Origin of the sequence: Psychroserpens sp. AS72, assembly GCF_038900375.1 — a bacterium.
Lineage (GTDB): Bacteria > Bacteroidota > Bacteroidia > Flavobacteriales > Flavobacteriaceae > Psychroserpens.
Window position 1 is genome coordinate 1 of sequence record NZ_JBBMRC010000009.1, and the last position, 22,576, is coordinate 22,576.

The 22,576-nt window shown below is 32.1% G+C and carries 23 protein-coding genes and 1 tRNA gene; 16 read left to right on the forward strand and 8 right to left on the reverse strand.

From position 1 onward, the window contains the following. Positions 1–607: 607 nt before the first annotated feature. From WNY78_RS14535 to WNY78_RS14570, 8 genes are all read left to right on the forward strand, one after another. Positions 608–1,387 carry a DUF3108 domain-containing protein gene (locus WNY78_RS14535; protein WP_342873941.1) on the forward strand — a complete coding sequence of 260 codons (780 nt, stop codon included), beginning with the start codon at positions 608–610 and terminating at the stop codon, positions 1,385–1,387. A gap of 4 nt (positions 1,388–1,391) precedes the next feature. Continuing rightward, on the forward strand, positions 1,392–1,733 hold the full coding sequence (locus WNY78_RS14540; protein ID WP_342873942.1) for an FUSC family protein: 342 nt from the start codon (positions 1,392–1,394) through the stop codon (positions 1,731–1,733). A gap of 79 nt (positions 1,734–1,812) precedes the next feature. Then, positions 1,813–2,847, forward strand: coding sequence for a M28 family metallopeptidase (locus tag WNY78_RS14545; protein WP_342873943.1), 1,035 nt, complete (start codon positions 1,813–1,815; stop codon positions 2,845–2,847). 97 nt (positions 2,848–2,944) lie between these two features. Continuing rightward, positions 2,945–4,507, forward strand: a complete 1,563-nt coding sequence (locus WNY78_RS14550; protein ID WP_342873944.1) for a M28 family peptidase — start codon at positions 2,945–2,947, stop codon at positions 4,505–4,507. Positions 4,508–4,691: 184 nt separating this feature from the next. Further along, positions 4,692–5,825 carry a sterol desaturase family protein gene (locus WNY78_RS14555; protein ID WP_342873945.1) on the forward strand — a complete coding sequence of 378 codons (1,134 nt, stop codon included), beginning with the start codon at positions 4,692–4,694 and terminating at the stop codon, positions 5,823–5,825. Between the two features lie 137 nt (positions 5,826–5,962). Beyond that, positions 5,963–7,009, forward strand: a complete 1,047-nt coding sequence (locus WNY78_RS14560) for a DUF4932 domain-containing protein (RefSeq protein ID WP_342873946.1) — start codon at positions 5,963–5,965, stop codon at positions 7,007–7,009. A gap of 257 nt (positions 7,010–7,266) precedes the next feature. Continuing rightward, positions 7,267–7,989, forward strand: coding sequence for a DUF6090 family protein (locus WNY78_RS14565; protein WP_342873947.1), 723 nt, complete (start codon positions 7,267–7,269; stop codon positions 7,987–7,989). Between the two features lie 255 nt (positions 7,990–8,244). After that, the gene (locus WNY78_RS14570) at positions 8,245–8,967 is read left to right on the forward strand and encodes a DUF6090 family protein (protein WP_342873948.1); all 723 of its coding nucleotides are present in this window, start codon (positions 8,245–8,247) and stop codon (positions 8,965–8,967) included. Positions 8,968–9,143: 176 nt separating this feature from the next. Here the strand turns inward: WNY78_RS14570 and WNY78_RS14575 are convergent. After that, a tRNA-His gene (locus WNY78_RS14575) sits at positions 9,144–9,219 on the reverse strand. 178 nt (positions 9,220–9,397) lie between these two features. Further along, positions 9,398–10,114, reverse strand: coding sequence for a bacillithiol biosynthesis deacetylase BshB1 (gene bshB1 / locus WNY78_RS14580; RefSeq protein WP_342873949.1), 717 nt, complete (start codon positions 10,112–10,114; stop codon positions 9,398–9,400). Positions 10,115–10,403: 289 nt separating this feature from the next. On the opposite strand from bshB1, the gene WNY78_RS14585 reads away from it, so the two are divergent. From WNY78_RS14585 to WNY78_RS14595, 3 genes are all read left to right on the forward strand, one after another. After that, positions 10,404–12,242: an SLC13 family permease gene (locus WNY78_RS14585; protein ID WP_342873950.1), complete on the forward strand. Its 1,839-nt coding sequence runs from the start codon at positions 10,404–10,406 to the stop codon at positions 12,240–12,242. Positions 12,243–12,270: 28 nt separating this feature from the next. Continuing rightward, positions 12,271–13,902, forward strand: a complete 1,632-nt coding sequence (gene pckA, locus WNY78_RS14590) for a phosphoenolpyruvate carboxykinase (ATP) (RefSeq protein WP_342873951.1) — start codon at positions 12,271–12,273, stop codon at positions 13,900–13,902. 107 nt (positions 13,903–14,009) lie between these two features. Continuing rightward, a complete protein-coding gene (locus tag WNY78_RS14595) occupies positions 14,010–14,684 on the forward strand; it encodes a DUF2490 domain-containing protein (RefSeq protein WP_342873952.1) in 675 nt (224 codons plus the stop codon). Positions 14,685–14,698: 14 nt separating this feature from the next. On the opposite strand, the gene rlmF is transcribed toward WNY78_RS14595, so the two are convergent. From rlmF to WNY78_RS14610, 3 genes are all read right to left on the reverse strand, one after another. Further along, positions 14,699–15,595, reverse strand: coding sequence for a 23S rRNA (adenine(1618)-N(6))-methyltransferase RlmF (gene rlmF, locus WNY78_RS14600; protein ID WP_342873953.1), 897 nt, complete (start codon positions 15,593–15,595; stop codon positions 14,699–14,701). Further along, a complete protein-coding gene (locus WNY78_RS14605; RefSeq protein ID WP_342873954.1) occupies positions 15,588–16,754 on the reverse strand; it encodes a PLP-dependent aspartate aminotransferase family protein in 1,167 nt (388 codons plus the stop codon). Before WNY78_RS14605 ends, rlmF begins: the two co-directional genes overlap by 8 nt. A gap of 69 nt (positions 16,755–16,823) precedes the next feature. Further along, positions 16,824–17,642 carry a T9SS type A sorting domain-containing protein gene (locus WNY78_RS14610; protein ID WP_342873955.1) on the reverse strand — a complete coding sequence of 273 codons (819 nt, stop codon included), beginning with the start codon at positions 17,640–17,642 and terminating at the stop codon, positions 16,824–16,826. Between the two features lie 261 nt (positions 17,643–17,903). On the opposite strand from WNY78_RS14610, the gene WNY78_RS14615 reads away from it, so the two are divergent. Both WNY78_RS14615 and WNY78_RS14620 read left to right on the forward strand, forming a co-directional pair. Then, positions 17,904–18,569 carry an HAD family phosphatase gene (locus tag WNY78_RS14615; protein WP_342873956.1) on the forward strand — a complete coding sequence of 222 codons (666 nt, stop codon included), beginning with the start codon at positions 17,904–17,906 and terminating at the stop codon, positions 18,567–18,569. Between the two features lie 32 nt (positions 18,570–18,601). After that, positions 18,602–18,748, forward strand: coding sequence for a hypothetical protein (locus tag WNY78_RS14620; RefSeq protein WP_342873957.1), 147 nt, complete (start codon positions 18,602–18,604; stop codon positions 18,746–18,748). Between the two features lie 50 nt (positions 18,749–18,798). Here the strand turns inward: WNY78_RS14620 and WNY78_RS14625 are convergent, their stop codons facing one another. Continuing rightward, positions 18,799–19,323, reverse strand: coding sequence for a Pvc16 family protein (locus tag WNY78_RS14625; protein WP_342873958.1), 525 nt, complete (start codon positions 19,321–19,323; stop codon positions 18,799–18,801). Between the two features lie 157 nt (positions 19,324–19,480). Beyond that, entirely contained in the window at positions 19,481–19,666 is a 186-nt protein-coding gene (locus WNY78_RS14630) for a hypothetical protein (RefSeq protein ID WP_342873959.1), read from the reverse strand. Positions 19,667–20,012: 346 nt separating this feature from the next. On the opposite strand from WNY78_RS14630, the gene WNY78_RS14635 reads away from it, so the two are divergent. Then, the gene (locus WNY78_RS14635; RefSeq protein WP_342873960.1) at positions 20,013–20,444 is read left to right on the forward strand and encodes a DUF2452 domain-containing protein; all 432 of its coding nucleotides are present in this window, start codon (positions 20,013–20,015) and stop codon (positions 20,442–20,444) included. A 117-nt stretch (positions 20,445–20,561) separates the two neighbouring features. Here the strand turns inward: WNY78_RS14635 and mscL are convergent, their stop codons facing one another. Next, positions 20,562–21,005, reverse strand: coding sequence for a large conductance mechanosensitive channel protein MscL (gene mscL / locus WNY78_RS14640; RefSeq protein ID WP_342873961.1), 444 nt, complete (start codon positions 21,003–21,005; stop codon positions 20,562–20,564). Positions 21,006–21,252: 247 nt separating this feature from the next. On the opposite strand from mscL, the gene WNY78_RS14645 reads away from it, so the two are divergent. Both WNY78_RS14645 and WNY78_RS14650 read left to right on the forward strand, forming a co-directional pair. Further along, positions 21,253–21,855, forward strand: a complete 603-nt coding sequence (locus WNY78_RS14645; protein WP_342873962.1) for a SatD family protein — start codon at positions 21,253–21,255, stop codon at positions 21,853–21,855. Beyond that, positions 21,849–22,568, forward strand: coding sequence for a DUF3307 domain-containing protein (locus WNY78_RS14650; RefSeq protein WP_342873963.1), 720 nt, complete (start codon positions 21,849–21,851; stop codon positions 22,566–22,568). The genes WNY78_RS14645 and WNY78_RS14650 overlap by 7 nt, the downstream gene beginning before the upstream one ends. Positions 22,569–22,576: the final 8 nt, after the last annotated feature.

Below are 22,576 nucleotides of genomic sequence, written 5' to 3' on the forward strand. Positions count from 1 at the left end.
AAAAACCAAACACACGAAGTGGGTTGCGGTTTCTATGTTTGCTCAGGATTACCCGTCTGGGATCACGAGCAAAGCGAGTAATCAAAAAACTTTATGAAAACAAAAAACCAAACACACGAAGTGGGTTGTGGTTTCTATGTTTGCTCAGAATTACCCTTATGGGATCACGAGCAAAGCGAGTAATCAAAAAACTTTATGAAAACAAAAAACCAAACACACGAAGTGGCTTGCGGTTTCCATGCTTGCTCAGGATTACCCTTATGGGATCACGAGCAAAGCGAATAATCCTAAATCTTTATAAAAATAAAAACCAAACACACGAAGTGGGTTGCGGTTTCCAAGCTTGCTCAGGATTACCCATCTGGGATCACGAGCAAAGCGAATAATCCTAAATCTTTATAAAAATAAAAACCAAACACACGAAGTGGCTTGCGGTTTCCATGCTTGTTCAGGATTACCCTTCTGGGATCACGAGCAAAGCGAATAATCCTAAACTAAAAAAAATAGAAAAACTTCAACTATACTTCCGTTTTCTCATTTAAATTAATCGTACTACATTTGGCACAATAAATGGTAATGTAACCGTTATAACATTAAACCTATCTAAATGAAATTCATTCTACCCTTACTAATCTTATGTAGTTCATATATTTCTAATGCTCAAAATAACACAATTGTTGCAGGAGAAAAGCTAACTTATACAGCATCTTACAACATGTCTGGTTTGCTTAATGATTTAGCTCAAGTAACCATGGAAACTAGCGAAGTGAAAACTTCAAAATCTACTTTATTAAAATTAAAATGTACTGCTACAACTTATAGTAAATGGGACAATTTTTTTAAAATTAGAGATTTATATGAAAGCTATGTAAGTCCAAAAACATTAACACCGTATTTATATAATAGAGATATTAATGAAGGTGGCTATGAAAAATTCATGAAGTACACATTTAGTCATAAAACTAAAACTGTTTCTAGTATAATGCGTAAACCAAGAGCTGATGGTTCTATTTGGGAAGTTAAAAAATCTGTCAAAATAGGAGGTTCAACTCGTGATTTAGTTACTACACTTTATCATATTAGAAACTTAGACATTCATAAAGCCAATGTTGGTGATAGCCAAAATTTCACTGTACTTTTTGATAATAAAGAAACCGTTGTAAGAATAAAATTATTAGGTAAAGAAACTTTAAATACAGCACTAGGCAGAAAAGAATGCTACAAATTAGCCATTTCACTAAATAATAGTAATGTCCTAAAAGGCAGTAACGATAATGTAATATGGCTTACAGCAGATGAAAATAAAATTCCTGTTTATGCTAAATTTAAAATTGCTGTTGGTAGTGGAGAATTAAAAATCAAATCAGCAACAGGTTTAAAATACTAATTATATGAAGAAGTTATTTTTAATTTTAGGATTTATCGCTGCAATTTTAGCACTTATATTAGCTGTAACACCATTATTTAAAATTGCATTTATACCAGCGATTGCTGCATTATTGTTTGGACTACTTACCTTATTCGTTTCTAAAGACAAACAGCAATATAAGAAACCGATTCAGTTAGTTTTTTTAATGACAATTATAGCACTAGTACTTACAACTTATAAAACGGTGTACACCGAATCTGAAGTTGGAAACACAGAGCAAATGGAGCAAAAAGAAGAACAACTAGAAGAAGAATCAATACAAGAACTTGAAGATTTAGAAATTGATGAATTGGAGATAGAATAAATATTTTAAGGTAACACTTCGGTTTTACCTTTTTTTTTGTTTTATTTGAATCAAAATCAGCCAATTATTCCATTCCTTAATGAAATTTCACCTCATTGCTTTATCCCTCACTTTAGTTGGCTCATGTGCTACATTACGACATTCTGAAAAAATTGATCTGCTTAAAGAGAGTATTGTTTTTGAAGATTCAAAAACTATTAACACCTATCTGAATACGATTTCTAAAGAAGAACTCAAAGAGCACGTTTACACGTTCTCTTCAGATGATTTTCAAGGACGCAGAGCTGGAGAACCAGGACATCATAGAGCTACAAAATTCATTAAGGATTATTATATCAAAGAAGAAATTCCTTCACCTTTAGGCTCAAAATATTATCAACATGTTCCGGAGTCTTACTTTTCCGATGGCATAAAAAATTCTCAAAATGTGATTGCCTATATTGAAGGTAGCGAATTTCCGGAGGAAGTTATCATCATATCTGCACATTCAGACCATGAAGGGTTTACAGATACCGAAATCTTTAATGGTGCAGACGACAATGGTTCAGGCACAGCAGCTGTTATGGAAATGGCTCAAGCATTTAAAAAAGCGGCTCTAGAAGGTCATAGACCTAAACGAAGTGTGGTTTTTTTACACCTTACAGGAGAAGAAGTTAACCTTACAGGATCTAGATTTTACACACAACACCCAGTGTTTTCTATGCATAACACTGTCGTAAATCTTAATATTGATATGATTGGTCGTGTTGATGACGCTCATGAAAACAATCCAGATTATATTTATTTAATTGGTGCAGATCGTTTGAGTACGCAATTACATTATATCTCAGAAGCTGCAAACTCAGAGTTCACACATCTAGAATTAGATTACAAACTCAATAGTGATAATGACCCTAACCGTTATTATTACAGATCAGACCATTATAATTTTGCTCAAAAAGGAGTCCCAGTAATTTTCTATTTTAATGGAGAACATGAAGATTATCATGAACCTACAGATACTCCAGAAAAAATTAACTACGCCTTACTAGAGAAACGCACAAAACTGATTTTTGCAACGGCTTGGTATTTGGCAAATTCTGAAAAAAGAATTATTGTAGACCAAGACTTTTAACAAGTTGTTAAAATTTGCTTAAAGACATACTAACTTGACTAAAATACAAGTAGATTTTTTGTAATATCGTGTAACTAACTTATGTAACATATAACTAATGAAAACAGCATTACGTCTTTTTGCTACTGCCTTACTTATAGTAGGCTGTGGTAGCTCTAACCAAAAAACAGTAAATAAAGCACCTGCAGATCCAACAGTCTATGGTAGTACCATTACATCTGCCGAATTAAAAGACATGCTCTACATCTACGCTTCAGATGATTTTGAAGGACGTGAAACTGGAGAACCTGGTCAAAAGAAAGCTGTAGAATATTTAAAGGATCAATATGTAAAAATGGGGATTCCTTCACCACTTCCTGGTGATGATTATTTTCAAGATGTACCATTAGAAAAACAAAAAACTCCAGAAGTTGAACTGTCTGTCAATGGATCAGCACTAGAAAACTACACAGATTTCCTTGTTCTAGGTAGTGCAGACACACAACAAATAGACATTAATGAAGTCGTTTATGTGGGTTACGGAATTGATACAGAAAACTATTCAGATTATAGAGACCAAGATGTAAAAGGAAAAACTGTGATATTTAAAGCTGGTGAACCTAAAGATGCTCAAGGTAATTACATCACTTCTGGAACTACCGAAGAAACAAAATGGAGTTCTGGTAGATCGTCACTTTCATCAAAAAGAAATGCAGCACAAGATAATGGTGCCAAAGCTGCAATCTTTGTAAATGAAGACATGATTAAACAATATGGTCCCTATTATCAAAGAATGGCTGCTTCAGGAACTGCTGGCAGAATCTCATTAAAAAGTAATAAGCCAGCTATGTTATTCATGATGGCTAATGAAAAAATAGCAACTGCGATCCATCCAGCACTACTAGAATCTGACGCTAAAAAGACAATCACATCAAATATTACAGGTGAGATTATAAGTCAATCTGAAAAAGTAAGTTCAGAAAACGTAGTCGCATTCTTAAAGGGAACAGAAAAGCCAGATGAAATCGTTGTAATCTCTGCGCATTTAGATCACGAAGGTATTAAAGAAGGTAAGGTTTATAATGGAGCAGATGATGACGGATCAGGAACAGTTGCTATTTTAGAAATTGCACAAGCATTCAAAGCTGCTGCAGATAAAGGCGATGGCCCAAAACGCTCTATCCTTTTCTTACACGTTACAGGAGAAGAAAAAGGACTTTTAGGATCGAGACATTATACCGATAATGATCCAATTTTTCCATTAGAAAATACGGTTGCCGATTTAAATATTGACATGATTGGTCGTACAGATCCAAAACGTGAAGGCGACAGAAATTATGTTTACCTCATTGGTAGTGATAAGTTGAGTACTGAGTTGCATAACATTTCCGAAGAGATGAACAATAAATACACCAACATCGTTTTAGATTACACCTTTAATGATGAAAATGATCCAAACCGTTTTTATTACAGAAGTGATCATTATAACTTCGCAAAGAACAATATTCCTGTGATTTTCTATTTCAATGGTACGCATGATGATTATCATAAACACACTGATACTCCAGATAAAATCGAATATGATCTATTAGAAAACAGAACTCGTTTGGTATTTTATACCGCATGGGAAGTTGCAAATCGTGACGCGAGAATTATCGCAGATAAGGCAGAAACTAAGTAATATTTGGGCGTTACCCAAAAGGGTCGTGCTATACGCTATATCTTTTATTTTAATCACTCCGACTTCGCTCAGTGAACAAAATAAAAGGATGTCGCTACTATCACTAACGCAAACATTAATAGTAAAGGTTCAAGACAATTTTTAATATCTTGAACCTTTATTTTTTTAATTAAATCTAAACTATATGACAAACCAATCTCCAAGACTCAAAATAGGTGAAGGTAAAATAAGTGGTTATTTATCTATATTTTTAGCCATTGTATCTTTAGGATTTGTCATTTGTGCTTATTTCCCAGATACGTTTACAACCAAAGATTTTAGAGAAATTTATAATCCGCAAATTGTAAAGTGGTCTATTTTAGGCGTTTTGATTCTGTCATTTATTTTTGCATTTACAAGTTTCATTATAAGTAAGAAAAAACGGTATGGCTTTACCTCTACACTAATTATTGCAACAACCATTTTAATAGGCACTGCATTACCAGAAGGTTCGGGAATTCAAGATAAAACGTTTACTATTGGCCTAGATTGGTTATTAATTGATGTGTTAGTTTCTGCCATTGTATTTATACCTATAGAATTGTTTCTACCAAAACGCCTTGACCAAACCAAATTTCATGAAGAGTGGCGCACAGACTTAGTCTATTTTATAGTTAGTCATTTATTCATTCAAATCATTGGAGTTATTGTTCAATATCCAGCCACAACGATGTTTGCAAACATTGGATTAGACGGGTTTCAAAACACGATTCAATCCATTCCGTTTTTACCACAATTATTTGTAGCGTTGTTAGTATCAGATTTGTTTCAATATACTGCGCATTACTTTTTTCATAAAATTCCGTATTTATGGCGTTTTCACGCAGTACACCATTCTACAAAAAATCTAGACTGGCTGGCTGGCTCTCGTACACATTTTTTTGATTTGGTTGTTGTAAGAGCAATGTCTTTTATACCAATTTATGTGTGTGGTTTTAGTAGTTCTGTATTTTTCACATACATTGTTATTGTGTCAATTCAAGCAGTTTTAGCGCATGCCAATACAAGAATTAACTTTGGATTCTTAAAGTATGTGTTTGTGACACCTCAATTTCATCATTGGCATCACTCAGATGATCCAAAAGCATATGATAAAAACTTTGCGATTCATTTTCCGTTTATCGATATGATTTTTGGCACTTATTATGATGAAGGCAAAGCATGGCCAAAAAGCACAGGTTTAGGCGATGTACATTACCCTAAAGGTTACGGAAAACAATTTGTGTATCCTTTTCTTAAAAATCCGCAGGAAGATTTGGAAAATGAGAGTGAAAGGTGAGACTATAGAAAAAGGGATTTGTTTAGTTTTGAGAGGCTTTTAAATACTATTACAAATTGATTATATTTATGTGTTGCCAGTAATTTGTAAACTGTAACAATTACAAGAAAAACTTATCCTTATTAAAAACACAATTAATGAAAAAAACTACTTTACTAATATTACTTTTATTTTCATTAAAAAGTATAGGACAACAATCTAAATTAAAAATTACAATTGATGAAAGAATTGAAACTCTTTATTCTGTAGCATTCTTTAATGATTATTTTCTCATAAATAATCATGAAAACTTATACAAGAACACTTTAAAAAACAAATTAAACATATTAAAAAATCATAAGGCTGTTCAGCTTTTTGATAGCTTATCAACTAAATACAATTTTTCCTATTATCGAACTGTAGAATGGATATTGCAATATTCAAATTTTCCAGAATTTAATAAAACAAAAAATAAAGCAGATGATTATTCAACCGTATCCGAAAATAAACAATTTTTATTAGAGGAATTTAAGGATGAACTAATTAAATTTAATCAAGACACTCTTTTTCAAAAATATTTAAAGGCTGTCAAACCTTTAAATGCGAAAATTATTTCTCAAGTTCAAAATTCTACGACAATTGATGAATTACCTTCATACTTAGAGGAGTATTATGGAAAAAAGTTGAATTCTTACAACCTTATTCTTTCACCACTTCTTCACGCTGGAGGTTTTAATTCAGAAATAATTAATGAAAATGGAGAAAAAGAAGTATATGCTTTACTAGGTCCCAATGGAGAAATTGATTTTGTTCCTTATTTTGATAAAGATTTTATAGAAACTGATTTGATTTTACACGAATTCGGGCACTCATTTGTTAACCCATTAATGGTAAAATACGAAAATCACGTTGAATCTTTGAGTTCTAAATATTTCACTAAAGAACTCGAAAAAAATGGAACAAATCAAGGATATAGTGAATGGAAATATATCTTTAATGAACTTCTTTTAAGAGCTACGACTATTCAAATAACTAGGCAAAAATTCGGAAATGAAAAAGCAGAAAAATTGCTGAATTTTGAAAAATCAGTTGGATTTGAATTAGTCGAAAATATTGTTGAAATTTTAAAAGAATATGAACTGAACAGACATAAGTATGTTACCTTTGATGAGTTCTACCCAATTTTAATTGAACGAATGAAATAAAAAACTACTGGCAACAACGTGTATAATTAATTGCTTGGTATGTTTGTACTCGGAAAATCCTACAAATTCCCCTAATGGGTCGTTTTTGTTTAATAACTTAGTCTTGCCAACGCAACAAACCATACACGTATTCCAAGATCTAATCCTGATAAATTATTTTTTTATGCTGCATGTTGTTGCATAACATGTTGTGCTTCATTATTTCTCACGCGAACGGAATTAAATAATTATCCTAACTTTAGAGAAATAACTGACCAATGATAAAATTCTTTAGAAAAATTAGACAAAAAATGTTCACTGAAAATAAGTTCAGTAAATATATGCTCTATGCAATTGGCGAAATAGTGCTTGTAGTAATCGGAATTTTGATTGCGTTGCAAATTAATAATTGGAATGAATCGAGAAAACTTCAAGACACCAAGAATAGCGTTTATTCTGTCATAAAAACAGACCTTGCAACTGATATTGAAAATATTGATTTGGTATTAACCAGAAATGTAACAAGAGATAGTATTCTTAAAAAAATTATTAATAATGATATGACCATAGAAGATTATCACAATTGTAAGCACTGCAGTTTTATTACACTTGGGTTCCCAGATATAACATTGAACACTCGTGGCGTAAAACTATTAGAAGAAAATAGCGCTGTTTTCAATTCACATCAAGATAGTCTTTCTATAGAGATTAGTGATTTTTACACTAATTCTAGTACTGTAATTAGCGTCGCTCTTGATGAAGTAGTTAGAGATTATTTCGATAATTTTTACTACTTTAAGAATAATAAAACTTGGTTCAAAGATTATATTAATTTCGTAAAAAATGATGAATTAATAAACTATCTACTAACTTCAGACGATTATATGAATAGGGTTAATTCCTATTATGTTTTATACATCAAAACTTACTTAGGGCATCTAAGAAATTACAAGAAAAATGCTGAAGAATTAATAGAAAAAATAAATAAGAAAATGAAATAACGTAAGCACAACACCGTGTATAATTAATGAATTTGGTCGTTGCTTATTTAGAAAATTCCTACGAAATTTTCTCTGGGTCGTTTTTGTTTAATAACTTAGTCTTGCCAACGCAACAAACCATACACGTATTCCAAGATCTAGTCCTAATAAATTATTTTTTTATGCTGCATGTTGTTGCATAACACGTTGTGCTTCATTATTTCTCACTCGAACGGAATTAAATAATTATCCTAACTTTATAGAAATAACTGACCAATGATAAAATTCTTTAGAAAAATAAGACAAGATTTACTTTTAAGAGGTAAAACAGGACAGTATTTTAAATATGCTGTTGGAGAAATTGTACTAGTAGTAATTGGAATTTTGATTGCATTGCAGATTAATAATTGGAATGAAATTCAAAAGGGTAAAATGAAAGCTACCACTATTTTGAAAGAAATTCGTTCGGATATGTTTAAAGATTTAGAGTTAATCGAAGAATTAAAACCATATTGGGGAAGAGAGATTATGTACTTTAAAAAGGTTTTACCTTCATTTAATCCTCGAAAAGAAATAACTTCCTTTAAAGGCTTTGACACTATTAGCAAAGTATCTTATTCGGAGTTATTTGGATATGATATGCCCTTTCGATCAAGCAAAAGTGCCTACGATGCAATGATTGCTGATGGCAATTCTGACCTTATAATAAATGACACCTTATATTCAAATATTCAAAGGTTTTATACTTTTAATGCACCTACCAATGAAAATCTATTTGAAATCTTGAGGCAGGAATCATCTAATTTAAATTATAAATATGCTCATGTAATAGCTTATAAGCCATATAAAAACATTAGTGATTTAACGGATGAGTATTTAATTGCTGATCTTAATATTTATTTTCAATCAAAGAATTTTTATTATTGGAGAACATTTGTAATAAACCAGGAAAGCCTTAAGGATATTATTTCTCAAATTAACAAAGAATTAGAACAATAGTTGAATAAAAAAAACTCCTCTCCCAATAGTTATGGGACTGAGAAGCTTTGTTATTCTGGGTGGAAGACTGGGTTTACTTCGACTTCGCTCTGTATAAACTTCTCACCCTATTTCTTACTAGTTAAATTTGTCATACAAAAAAAGTCCTCAATTTTCATTGAAGACTTTTGCTTTCTGGGTGGAAGACCGGGTTCGAACCGGCGACTTTCGGTACCACAAACCGACGCTCTAACCAGCTGAGCTACAACCACCATTTAGATTTATTATAAGTTTAAAAAAACTTTATAAAAGGAAACTCTAACCGCTGTAGTTGAGCCACCAATTGTGCGCATTTTTCAATGCGTGTGCAAATGTAAAATATTTCATAGTTACTACAAAGACTTTTTTTTAATTTTATTAGTTAAAATTAAATCAAAAGAAAATGTTATTTCTATTTTAAATCAAATAAGCTATCTACAGCAACATAACGTTCTACTGTAAAACCTTCGGCATAATCTACTCCTATTAATCGACCTAAATCGCTAGCTCTATATTTAATACTATCTGTAAAATTTTTACTCGTTATAGGTGTTTGAGGCTCAGTACTCTTAGGATCATAGAACTGCGTTTTATAAGCAAAAACAGAAGCTGTTTTAGAATCTATATATTCTGAAATATCTACTACAAAGTCTGGTTCTATATGTTTCCATTGGATATAATGGTACACGTGTTTTGGTCTCCATTTATCTTGTACTTTACCATCTAACGTCGTTTCAATTTTCAGAAGTCCGCTTAAAAAACATGCATCACTCACTAATTTGCTTCCTTTCCCATGATCTATATGTCGATCTTCAATAGCATTACACAATACAATCTCTGGTTTGTATTTACGAATCATTTTAATGATTTCTAATTGGTGTTCTTTATCATTGACAAAAAAACCATCTGCAAAACCTAGATTCTCCCTTACTTCTACCCCTAATATTTTTGCAGCATCATTAGCTTCTTGACTTCTTGTTTGTTCTGTACCTCGAGTCCCTAACTCACCACCTGTTAAATCAACAAGGCCTACTTTTTTACCATTCGCAACCTCTTTTGCTACTGTGCCTCCACATCCTAATTCTATATCATCTGGATGTGCACCAAATGCGAGTATGTCTAATTTCATCTTTAATTTTTTATTGTCGAAAGTAATATTTGACGCCTTTTAATTAAAAAAAAGCTTCTACACCAAAACACTCAACGAAGTTAAGTTGCTATTAATTAATAAAACAAAGCTAATATTTATAACTCAATATTTCTCACTCGTTTTCGTAAATGTTATATGCATAAATATATAGCAAATATAGATAATATGACAAAAGTAACGAGCATACCAATACCATGATATATGTCATATTTATTGCTTGTTGTTGTACATAACTTTATCCAATAAATTAACCACCAAAAATCACTACATGACACTCATGCTTATCATATTAACGCTAACAATTCTATTTTTCGTTTGGGGAAAGTTCACACCAGATATTGTAGCCTTAGTATCTATGTTAAGTTTATTTTTATTTGGAATATTAGATCTTAGTGAAACCTTGAGTGGCTTTAGCAACCCTACAGTAATTATGATTGCTTCATTATTTATCATTGGTGAAGGACTCTCACAAACAGGATGGACAGCTTTAGCTGGTAAAAAACTCATTGAATGGGCAGGAAAAAGTGTCCCCAAGTTATTGGTTATTGTCACTTTTGGAGCAGGAATTCTTTCTGGTTTTGTTAGTAATACAGGTACAGTTGCTACCTTATTACCTGTTACAGTATCATCGGCTTGGAGTATTGGTACCATGCCTTCAAAAATATTAATGCCAATGGCATTTGGCTCTAATACAGGTGGTTTATTAACCTTAACTGGCACGCCTCCAAATATTATCGTAAATAATACACTTATTGATTCTGGTTACGATGGGTTTTCATTTTTTGAGTTTTCATTAATTGGTATCCCTTTATTAATCATTGCTATTCTCTATTTCAAGTTTATTGGATTTAAATTATTACCAAATCGTAAAACAAATAATAAACCAGTAGATATTAATACAACACTTCACAAATGGATTGAGGCCTATAAAATTGAAAATGATTATTACAGATTAAGAATACGTTCTGTCTCTCCTTTACTCAACACAAAAATTAGTGAATGGAACTTTGAAAATGATTATCAAGTTAATATTATACGCTTAAAACGAAGACATCCTAATCTTTTGAAAGGTACATATCAATTTATAGAATTTCCTAGTCCTGAAACTGAAATGCGCTATCACGATATTATAACAGTTAAAGGTGATACAGAAGCTATAAACAAACTCATGATCAAATTTCGATTAGGCTTATTACCAGCAGAGCCTGTAAAAGATGAACTGAGAAATAACTTAATCAATCAAGAGGTTGGCATGTCTGAAGTTTTAGTCACACAAAACTCATCACTAGTAGGCAAAAACATTAAACTCAACCAATATTTTAATCGCTATGGGATTCAATTACTAGCAACCTCTAGACATAGAAAACCATTTATTGAAGAAACTATGCGTGTCGAAGCTGGTGACGGTTTTATTATTAGAGGGCAATGGCAAGACATAGAACAGCTCAAAAACCAACATGAGAATATTGTGATTTGCGGTAGTCCAGAAGGTATGGCTAAAACAATAGACAACATCACTCCAAAATCTTATATCGCATTATCTGCTTTGATATTGATGATTGTTTTATTAGTTATTGATATCGTTCCTGGTGCTATTGCTGCATTAATATCAGCAGGTGTTGTTTTGCTAACTGGATGCGTTCCAATACATAAAGCTTATAAAGGTATCAGTTGGATGAGTGTAATTATGATTGCTGCAATGATACCTATGGGAATTGCACTCCAAAAAACAGGGACTGCCCAAAGTATTGCAAATGGAATCATTAGTTTTTTAGGTGATGCTAGTCCAATATACTTGATCATAGGTATTTTTCTATTGACGACAACTTTTAGTCAATTCATTAATAATTCGGCAACAGCAGTCCTCATGGCACCAATTGTTGTTTTGGCAGCAAATGCATTACAAATAAGACCAGAACCATTAATGATTACCGTTGCAATAAGTGCTTCTACAGCATTTTTAACACCAATTGGCACAACAACCAATGCCATGGTTTTAGTTGCAGGAGGTTATAAGTTTTCCGATTATTTTAAAGTTGGATTTCCATTATTACTATTATTTCTAGCAACCACAGCATTACTAGTGCCACTAATTTGGCCATTTTAAATTGTTAACCTTTTAAATTACATATATTATGAAACAACAAACAGTAACTCCAACAAATTCCGATTTGAGCGTCTACAACCTCAACAACGTGACAGCGCATTGGAATCTTTCTCCAGAAGAACTTCAACGTATTACCCTTGAAAAAGGCATGGGAAAAGAAACAAATAATGGAACACTTGCCGTAAACACAGGAAAATATACAGGTAGATCGCCTCAAGACCGTTTTATAGTAAAAGATGATTATACAGCAGATAAGGTATGGTGGGGAAAAACTAATAAAGCGATATCTCAAGAAAATTTCGATTATTTACAATCTGAAATAGAAAATTACCTCAGCGGTAAAGAGATTTATGTTCGTGATGCATATGTTTGTGCAGATCCAAGATATAAAACAAACGTAAGAACAGTGACCGAATATCCTTGGTCTAACATGTTTGTTTACAATATGTTCTTAAGACCAGACACTAAAGAACTTGAAAACTTTCAAGAAGAATGGCTTGTACTATGTGCTCCTGGTTTTGAAGCAAAAGATCCTAAAAAACATGGCTTACGACAAGGCAACTTCTCAGTTTTAAATTTCTCTAAAAAAATAGCTCTTATTGGTGGCTCTGCATATACAGGAGAAATCAAAAAAGGCATTTTTTCATCTCTAAACTTCATCTTACCTGTTGAAAAAGATGTGCTTCCAATGCACTGTTCTGCAAATGTAGGAAAAGAAGGAGATACTGCTATTTTCTTCGGACTATCAGGAACTGGAAAAACAACCTTATCAGCAGATCCAGATCGTAAACTTATTGGTGATGATGAACATGGTTGGACAGACGATAACACTATTTTCAATTTTGAAGGTGGCTGTTATGCAAAAGCAATAGATCTTTCCGAAGAAAAAGAACCAGACATTTATAGAGCAATTAAACCAGGTGCTATTTTAGAAAATGTCGTTTTTAAAGACAATGGAGAAGTCGATTATATGGATAGTAGTATTACACAAAACACACGTGTTAGCTACCCTATTTATCATATTGATAATATCCAGAAACCATCATATGCTGTAAATCCTACTAATATCTTTTTCTTAACATGTGATGCATTTGGCGTATTACCTCCAGTCTCTAAATTAACTCCTGGTCAAGCTGCTTACCACTTTATTTCTGGATACACAGCAAAAGTAGCTGGAACAGAAGCTGGAATTACAGAACCTGTACCATCGTTTTCTGCTTGTTTTGGAGAACCGTTTATGCCATTACATCCAACAGTATATGCTGAAATGTTGAGCAAAAAAATGCAAGATGCAGGTGTTAATGTATGGCTAATAAACACAGGTTGGAGTGGTGGACCTTATGGTGTTGGTTCTCGTATTAAACTGAAATACACCAGAGCAATGATTACAGCTATTTTAGAAGGAAAGCTCGATAAAGCGGAATTTATTCAACATCCCATTTTTGGATTATTTATGCCTAAAGAATGTGATGGTGTTCCAACTGAATTATTAGATCCAATGAATACTTGGGTGGATAAAGGTGCATATATTAGTAAATCTATACAATTGGCGCATTCGTTTCATTTAAATTTTGAAAAATTTGCAAGTCAGGCATCAACTCAAATCATTGAAGGTGGACCATTAATTGATGAGCATCATCATTTAAATGATCACGTTTAATTATTGAGAAAAAAATGAGGTTAGCAAAATTTAAACTAAAAGGTTAATGAATAATAAACTGTTAACCTCATTTTTATCTATTATTTCCCAAGTTTAAAAAATTTTAAATGAAGTACTATTTTACACTCTTAGTGTTTTGTACTGCTATTGTATTGGGTCATTCACAAGTAAATCCTGAAAAAGAACTAGGAAGTTGGTACATGATCTATGGAACACATCGCGTGTCAGACAAAATAAGTATAAATACAGGTATAGAATTAAGATATTATGAACTTATTACTAATTACAATCTCGATTTATTTGGAGCTGGAATAAGCTATCATATAAACCCAAAAACAGCACTAACAATTAATTATAGCTATTTGGATATTGATCGTAGTATTGCTTATACCGAAATAAGTAACACGATTGAACATCGGTTATACGAACAAGTTAGCAACAAACATAATTTGGGGAATCTTCCTATAAATCATAGACTTCGTGTAGAACAGCGTTTTTTACATACTATGAATGATAATACTATACAAAACCGATTACGCTACCGATTGGGCACAAAAATAAAATTAAACGAAACATTGTACATCACAGCAAGCAATGAAATCTTTGTAAATTTCACTGAGGATGTTTTCAGAGAAAACAGAACTTATGCAGCCTTAGGAATTAGGCTTCATAAAACCATAAAATTACAATTAGGTTTCATGAAACAACATATTAATAATTTAAACTTAGACCGTTTACAGATTGGCATATACTTCAATACAGATCTAAGGAAAACGCTATAATCCCATACACAGATTTATGCTTTAGAGTTCCACTCTAGTTGCTCCTTTTCTGTTAAAAACGTCCAAGCTACTACTCTACTTATTTTATTACCTAAAGAGATTTGTAAAATCTTAAAATCTGTTGCTCCCAATTTTTTTAATGAGGTTTCCATACTTAACACATGTTGTGTTCTTGAAACCAAACAGGTATACCAAAAACAGTTTGTTTTTAGAAGTGAACTTTGATACAGATAATTATGTACAAAAGCCTTCTCTCCACCTGGATACCACAACTCTTTAGCTGTACCACTAAAATTACGAACCACTTTACTACTCTGCTTACCTAACCCTTTTTGTTTAAGTAAGGTACTTTCATTAGCGTGTTCTTCATCTTTATAAAATGGTGGATTACACATGGCTGCACTTACTTTCTCTGAAGGTTTTAAAATTCCGGTTAGGATGTTTTGCTCATTGTCTTGATGACGCAATTCTATGGATTTGCTGAGTTTATTTTTAATTAGTATTGTTTGAGCAGACTTAATGGCTTGTTTATCTATTTCCGAAGCTATAAAATGCCAACCATATTCTGCATGTCCTAAAAGCGGATAAATACAAGATGCTCCTGTTCCTATATCTAATACTGTTATTTTTTCTTTAACACCTGATTTTTTGAGCAAGTTATGAATGGCATGAATATACTCAACGCGTCCTGGAATTGGAGGTACTAGATTTGCATCAGGAAACTCCCAATAATCAATGCCATAATGCTGTTTTAATAAGGCTGTATTTAACAATTTTACTGCTTGCGGATTAGCGAAGTCAATAGTTACATTTCCGAAGTTGTTAGTAAAAACAAATTCCTCTAATTTTGGAGTACTTTTTACTAAAAGTTCAAAATCGTAACCGTTAGAATGTTTATTATTTTTATGCAAAAGAGGTGGTTTTAGTATTATTAATTGCTTGCGCAATATCGGCTTTTAAATCTCTAAATGTTTCTATACCTACGGAAAATCGTATCAATTGATTACTAATCCCAACAGCATCTCGTTGCTCTTGCGTTAGTAAGGCGTGAGACGTTTGAGATGGTAGCAACATCGTACTTTCAACACCAGCCAAACTCATGGATGGTTTAATTAAATTGAGCTGTTTCATGAATGTCATTGCATCAATACTTTCTAAGAGTTCAAAGGACATCATGGCTCCAAAATCGTGCATTTGTGATTTTGCTAATTGGTGTTGCGGATGACTTTTTAAACCTGGATAATAGACTTTAGAAACGTCTTCATGTTGGTCCAAAAACTTAGCTAATTTACGAGCATTTTTGTTTTGTGCTTTTACTCTAAGCGCCAATGTTTTCATACTACGTTCTAACATCCAAACAGTCATATCGCTTAAGCTTCCTCCTAAGTTTTTAGATACATTCCAAATGCGTTCTATATGTTCTTTTGAACTTGCAACAGTACCTGCAAGAATATCACTATGACCACCTAAATATTTAGTAGCAGAATGCATAACGATATCAATCCCAAAATCTATTGGGTTTTGATTTACAGGACTTGCAAACGTATTATCGATTGTAGTAACAATACCTTTTGATTTTGCTAAATTAGCAACACCTTTGATATCTGTAATGGTTAATAATGGATTTGAAGGTGTCTCGATATGAATTAACTTCGTGTTAGGTTTAATAGCAGCTTCAAAATCTGAAACTTCGTAACCATTAGTAAATGTATATTCAATACCATATTTATGGAATTCTTCACGAATAAAATTACTCGTACCTCCATAAAGTGTGTTTTGAACGACTAAATGATCTCCTTTTTGTAAAAAAGCAAGAAACATATGGCTAATTGCTGCCATACCACTACCAAAGATTAAAGCGGCTTCAGTATGTTCTAGTGCAGTTATTTTTTTAGCTAAAAACTCTTGATTTGGTGTATTAAAATATCGTGGATAACGCTTAACATCAACATCATCAAACTCATAGGAAGTAGATAAGTAAATTGGTGAAATTGCACCTTTAAACTGCTCATCTTTGATTTCGCCTACGTGAGTACAAATGGTATTTAAGCCTAATTTTTTATTTGACATGTATTCTTATTTGTAACCCTAAAATTACAAAAAAGAATGGCATCAAATTGAATACGCTATTGCCTTTTCTTATTTAGATATAATCAATCGTTTATTGAATTTACCAGTTTTGGTTTTGAGACTCACTAAATAAGTTCCTTTAGAAATATTAGATAAAGATATATTATAGTTTCCAGACGAACTAGAAGTCAAATTAGACCATTGTTTAACTTTTTGTCCTAGAATATTATAAAGATGAATTTCTTGAAAACTCAAACCTTGTGGTACGGTTATCTGTAACTCTTTTGTTGAACTAATATAACTAATTTGAGGTGTTGTAAGATTGCTGTCCTGAGTTGAGAGCGTACTATCTGAAAACACCATCGCACCAATATTATTGGTAAATGTGATATAGAAACGATTGGTACTATCACCTTCTGGCATGGCTTCTACAAAACTACTATTAGAAATTGATGTAGAAACATCATTAAGTGAATCATAAATATATACCTCAATGGCTTCATCAAAATGTTCAAGTGCTGTTAGTTTAAACTCTACATTACCAGCATTAGACAAAAATAATCCTAATGGATAAGCTTTAGTATGATGAAATGCACCAACACCTTGTATAACACATCGTTGCTCGCCAATCATCCAGCTACTGTCGTTTGCATAATTATCAATATTAACGGCATCATAACCATAATCATAAGCATCTGAAGCTGCATCATCAGGTGTAAATGCTAATAATAAATGACGTTGAAAACCCATAGAGGTTGTGACATCAATACGAACTCTTTGCACTTGATTATCTGTTGTGGTAATATCTTCGTCCTCAAACGACGAACAAATGCCTTGAATTGGCATTAAAAAAAACATAGCGAAGCATAAGTAGTATAAGTGTTTCATTAGATTTGGGTTTAATGAAATAAAGTTTAGGTGGTGCTAATGTAGTACAAAAAAGAGTTATTTCCCACGAAATGCATATATATTCGATGAAATACATATTTAAATAAAATGGACTACATTTAAAATCCATAATACGAAATACCACACTTTATCGAACATATATGTAAATAATCCCCTAACACCTAAAATTCTACATCAAACCTATTGACAATCAATATGTAATTACATATATTCGTAACGCTAATTAATTCAACCTAATAAATGTTTAAAGCTGTATTATTTGATATGGACGGTGTTGTTGTGGACACTGAGCCTTTACATCATAAAGCCTACTACCAAATGTTTAACGATATTAACATTGATGTTTCAGACGCACTATATGCTTCTTTTACTGGTCAATCCACAATGGAAATTTCCAAACAACTCATTTCACATTTTAATTTACCCTTGGGTGCGCAAACGTTAACTGATATTAAACGTAAGCATTTCAAAACTCTTTTTAAACGTGATACCTCACTCCAATTATTAGATGGTGTTTTAGACCTCATCAAGGATTATCATTCTAATGGTATGACTTTGGTTCTAGCGTCTTCGGCATCTATGAAAAATATCAAACGTATCTTTAAGCGTTTTGATTTGGACCAATACTTCACTGCAAAAATTAGTGGTGCAGATTTAAAAGCCTCTAAGCCTCATCCTGAAATTTTTATTAAGGCTGCGGAATTATCTGGAAATGCACTAAAAGATTGCTTCGTCATTGAAGATTCTACCAACGGAATAGCTGCTGCAAAAGCTGCAAATATTTTTTGCATAGGCTATAATAGTTTACATAGTAAGGATCAGGATTACAGTAAGGCTGATTTGGTAGTGTCTAGTTTTGGTGATATTTCTTATCATCAGCTTACACAAAAATTTACTACGGCTTAGTTTCTAATAATCTTAGAAGAAAATTTAAACCAATGCCAAAACCAAAAGGACAAAAAAACGGAAATAACAAAGCCAAACATTCTAAGCTCATAGCTCAAAAAAAGAACAAGCTTAAAAAAGAAGCAGATTTACGCAAAGAGCGTTTGAGAGCTATTGTTAATAAAGCAAAAGAGGAATAAACTTGTCTGTAATACAGGAAGTTATTTGCTAAACTAAAATCAGTATTTTTTTAAGATATTGGTGGTGCGGGAGTCGTAATTACAGCTTCAGGATTTGAAATCACACGTATTTTAATGACAATACTAGGCACATATGATACACCTAAACTTTGCCATACTCGACTTTGTGTATCTAAAGATAAATTATATATCTCAAGTGTTAAGTGTAATATATTTTCAGGAAACATGGCATGTGCACTCGCATCATAAACAGGGTTATTTTTTATAAAACGTCTGGATGTAGACAACAAATCTAATCCCGACTTATAATCTAAAAATTTAGTAGGAGCCAACACCAAGTACAAATTAAAATGATCGTCTAGCGTAGTTGGTCTTGTAAGATGACTTTCTCTTTTAAAGGTCACATTTCGAGTAGCAATCTCCTCTTCAATAGAAAGTAATGAAAGTACTAAAGGTGTTGTGATGCTTTCACTGCATAAATGACCAATAGTGACTTGTTGTTCATCACTATGATAAGCGTTTTGCAAACCAGTATTAAGTACTTTAGAAATAAAATCTAATGCTGTATCAACCATAAGATTAAGGTGTTGAAAATGAATATTGTAAAGGAACTAAAGATAATAAATAATTGCTTAATTTCCCTTATCAACTTTATCATATAGCCGTATCACCCAAATAGCCCATACTACTATGCACCCAGACACAAATGCCGAAAAATAGATTATTATATCGTTAGCGTCCATTTTTAATTTGTTTTATAAAGATGACTACTAAAAGTAAAGTGGGTGCCCAAAGCCCAATAAATATAGCATGTAGTTGATCTCCTCTCAGAAATAAATATTCTGCAACACCAATTATTAAGACACATAATACTAATAATAAAAAATTAGCGAGACCTATTTTTTTAATGAAATTCATAATTTTAGAATTATTCATTCTAAGTTAAATAAAATTATACTTAATTAGTAATTCAATCTTATTTAATTTTAAATACCACCAACAAACTTATAATAAAGGACTTAAAAGAGTCCATTATCAATATTATTCTATTATCGTTTAGAATTAACAATATGAATTCCCCAAGCTATAGTAATAGCAGAGAATATAAAAGTCAAGAGTAACATAATAGTATTAGCGTCCATGATTCTTGTTTTAAATTATATGTATTTAATTTTACAATACAAAAATCACAATAAAATTAAAGTGTTATTAATCTGTATGAATAAATTGTGTGCTCTATCTTTACAAAATAAAAGTACTTTTTATGTCTAAAAACAAAAAACCAGACCAAGTTGTATTTAATGAAGACACACAACGTTATGATGCTTCTTTAAAACCGTATGCCACTAATGTTGGGGCTCCTGCTATAAAAGTGACCGATAATTCTACCTGGAAAAACAGAAACATCCTTAAAGCTAATACCCAAATTCAAGCTAAATATCTAGAGCTCAAAGCTGCTTACGATAAAATGATGGAGGAATTAGAATACAATAACCTCGTTTATAACGCACGCTATAATTTTGAACCTATCGTTGGAGACACTTATCATCTTTATCGTGACAAAAAAGAAAAACCTTTTTTATCTATCATTGCGCCTTCCGATTGTAACTTTGATTTTATTGGAAGCTTTAAACTTAATAGCGAGTTTGTTTGGAAAAAAGTGTCTGATCATGACAACAGACTAACATCTCATTAGAGCACTTTTAGATAACACATTATTGAGAGCTTACCGACACAATCTGTTTGTTTTTAATCTCTATTCTTCATGATATTGTGCCTTCTTACCTTACTGCAATAATAATTCTAAACCCTATTATCGCTTATCCTTCAATAATGCATTCTGCTCCTCCATTAGCTCAGTAAGTTGAGATAATAATTCTATATCCTTTGGTGTTTTTACTATTTCGTTTTTAGGATCTTGCGCCTTATCTTTTAATCTATTCATAGCTTTCACGACTATAAAAACCGTCATACCTACAATTAAGAAATCTAGGAAGGTTTCAAATAACATCCCATATTCTATAGCAACTTCTTTAATTTCAGAATCACCATCTGCATTATAAACAGCTTCTCTTAGTATGTATCTTTTATCCTGAAATTCTAAACCATCTGTCATTAATGATAATGGTGGCATAAACACTTTTTTAACCATCACATCAATCACTTTATTAAAAGCTGCTCCTATGATGATACCAATTGCCATATCCATCATATTCCCTTTAACTGCAAACTCTTTAAATTCTTTTAAAAACTTCATACCTTTTTATTTTTTTATTCTGAAACGTGCCAAAGGTATTTTAATCGCTTAAAACATGCAATAATTTAAACATAATGCCTATTCTTTTTGTTGCTCACTGAAATTGCTTTTTAATATGTATTAAAAAAACAGATATTTGGTATTATCTGTAAAAAAGCAGATATATGCATTTATCTGTAAAAAAGCAGATATTTTGTGTTATCTGCTAAAAAAGTGATATATTTGATATTCTATTTAATTTAGAATCATGGTAGCAGTCATTACTGGAGACATCATCAATTCAACAGAAACCTCACCAAACGTGTGGTTAAACGCATTGAAGAAAGTACTTAACCAATATGGAAAAGAGCCAAAACATTGGGAAATATATAGAGGTGATAGTTTTCAACTAGAAGTAAAACCTAATGAGGCTTTAAAAGCAGCTCTTTTAATTAAATCATCTCTAAAACAATTTAAACATGTAGATGTTAGGCTAGCGATAGGTATTGGAGATAAAAGTTATGAATCTGATAAAATAACAGAATCTAATGGTAGTGCTTTTGTGAATTCGGGACAGTGCTTTGAGCATCTAAAGAAAAAAACTTTAGCTATAAAATCACCAATAGCAGATTTTGACACTCAAATGAACCTTATGCTAGAATTGGCTTTGCTTGTTATGGATTATTGGAAACCTACAACTTCAAAAATTTTAAAATATACACTAGAAAATCCAAATCAAAATCAAGAGGTAATAGCAAAACATCTCCAAAAATCGCAAAGTAATATTAGTGAAGGTCTTAAACGTGGAGGTTATGATGAACTATCTAAACTACTCTCCTATTATGAATCTCAAATCAAAACCATATGCTAATCCTTTTTATTAAACTCATATTGGCACATCTCATTGGAGATTTCCTGTTTCAGCCAGAAAAATGGGTCAAACACAAAAACAAACACAAGCATACATCCAAATACTTGTATTTACATATCCTTGTACATGTGGTCGCCTTAATGGTCGTTTTATTATTTGACACGAGGTATTGGCTTGGTTTTCTTATTATTATCATAAGTCATTATTTAATTGATCTTTTAAAACTCCACCTCAGAACAAAGAAAAATAACCGATGGCTTTTTGCTGTTGATCAATTAGCACACCTTATAGTAATTGCATTAGTAGTTAATATTTATGAGCCTTATTTTTCAAAGCTTCTTGATTACAATTTCAACAAAATACTCCTATTATTAGCTTGTTTAATTGCTGTCACAACAATGGCATCTATTGTAATGAAAACTATAATTTCAAAATGGAAAATTGAAGACAAAGACGACAAAGAAGATTCACTTGAAGATGCTGGAGCTTATATTGGTATGCTAGAACGTGTATTCGTGTTCCTATTTATTATTCTCGGGTTTTGGGAAGGCGTTGGCTTTTTACTGGCTGCAAAATCAATTTTTAGATTTGGAGACCTTTCTAGAGCTAAAGACCGAAAATTAACTGAATATGTGTTAATTGGTACGCTTCTTAGTTTTGGGTTAGCAATGGTAATTGGATTACTGTACAGTAATGTGATTGGTTTGATTTAATAATCTTG

Coding starts and splice junctions, on each gene's coding strand:
- WNY78_RS14615 (WP_342873956.1), top strand. CDS start 17,904: ATGTTTAAAGCTGTATTATTTGATATGGACGGTGTTGTTGTGGACACT.
- WNY78_RS14550 (WP_342873944.1), top strand. CDS start 2,945: ATGAAAACAGCATTACGTCTTTTTGCTACTGCCTTACTTATAGTAGGC.
- WNY78_RS14585 (WP_342873950.1), top strand. CDS start 10,404: ATGACACTCATGCTTATCATATTAACGCTAACAATTCTATTTTTCGTT.
- WNY78_RS14570 (WP_342873948.1), top strand. CDS start 8,245: ATGATAAAATTCTTTAGAAAAATAAGACAAGATTTACTTTTAAGAGGT.
- WNY78_RS14565 (WP_342873947.1), top strand. CDS start 7,267: ATGATAAAATTCTTTAGAAAAATTAGACAAAAAATGTTCACTGAAAAT.
- WNY78_RS14650 (WP_342873963.1), top strand. CDS start 21,849: ATGCTAATCCTTTTTATTAAACTCATATTGGCACATCTCATTGGAGAT.
- WNY78_RS14635 (WP_342873960.1), top strand. CDS start 20,013: ATGTCTAAAAACAAAAAACCAGACCAAGTTGTATTTAATGAAGACACA.
- WNY78_RS14555 (WP_342873945.1), top strand. CDS start 4,692: ATGACAAACCAATCTCCAAGACTCAAAATAGGTGAAGGTAAAATAAGT.
- WNY78_RS14595 (WP_342873952.1), top strand. CDS start 14,010: ATGAAGTACTATTTTACACTCTTAGTGTTTTGTACTGCTATTGTATTG.
- WNY78_RS14625 (WP_342873958.1), bottom strand. CDS start 19,323: ATGGTTGATACAGCATTAGATTTTATTTCTAAAGTACTTAATACTGGT.
- bshB1 (WP_342873949.1), bottom strand. CDS start 10,114: ATGAAATTAGACATACTCGCATTTGGTGCACATCCAGATGATATAGAA.
- mscL (WP_342873961.1), bottom strand. CDS start 21,005: ATGAAGTTTTTAAAAGAATTTAAAGAGTTTGCAGTTAAAGGGAATATG.
- WNY78_RS14540 (WP_342873942.1), top strand. CDS start 1,392: ATGAAGAAGTTATTTTTAATTTTAGGATTTATCGCTGCAATTTTAGCA.
- pckA (WP_342873951.1), top strand. CDS start 12,271: ATGAAACAACAAACAGTAACTCCAACAAATTCCGATTTGAGCGTCTAC.
- WNY78_RS14560 (WP_342873946.1), top strand. CDS start 5,963: ATGAAAAAAACTACTTTACTAATATTACTTTTATTTTCATTAAAAAGT.
- WNY78_RS14605 (WP_342873954.1), bottom strand. CDS start 16,754: ATGTCAAATAAAAAATTAGGCTTAAATACCATTTGTACTCACGTAGGC.
- WNY78_RS14535 (WP_342873941.1), top strand. CDS start 608: ATGAAATTCATTCTACCCTTACTAATCTTATGTAGTTCATATATTTCT.
- WNY78_RS14545 (WP_342873943.1), top strand. CDS start 1,813: ATGAAATTTCACCTCATTGCTTTATCCCTCACTTTAGTTGGCTCATGT.
- WNY78_RS14620 (WP_342873957.1), top strand. CDS start 18,602: ATGCCAAAACCAAAAGGACAAAAAAACGGAAATAACAAAGCCAAACAT.
- WNY78_RS14645 (WP_342873962.1), top strand. CDS start 21,253: ATGGTAGCAGTCATTACTGGAGACATCATCAATTCAACAGAAACCTCA.
- WNY78_RS14630 (WP_342873959.1), bottom strand. CDS start 19,666: ATGAATTTCATTAAAAAAATAGGTCTCGCTAATTTTTTATTATTAGTA.
- WNY78_RS14610 (WP_342873955.1), bottom strand. CDS start 17,642: ATGAAACACTTATACTACTTATGCTTCGCTATGTTTTTTTTAATGCCA.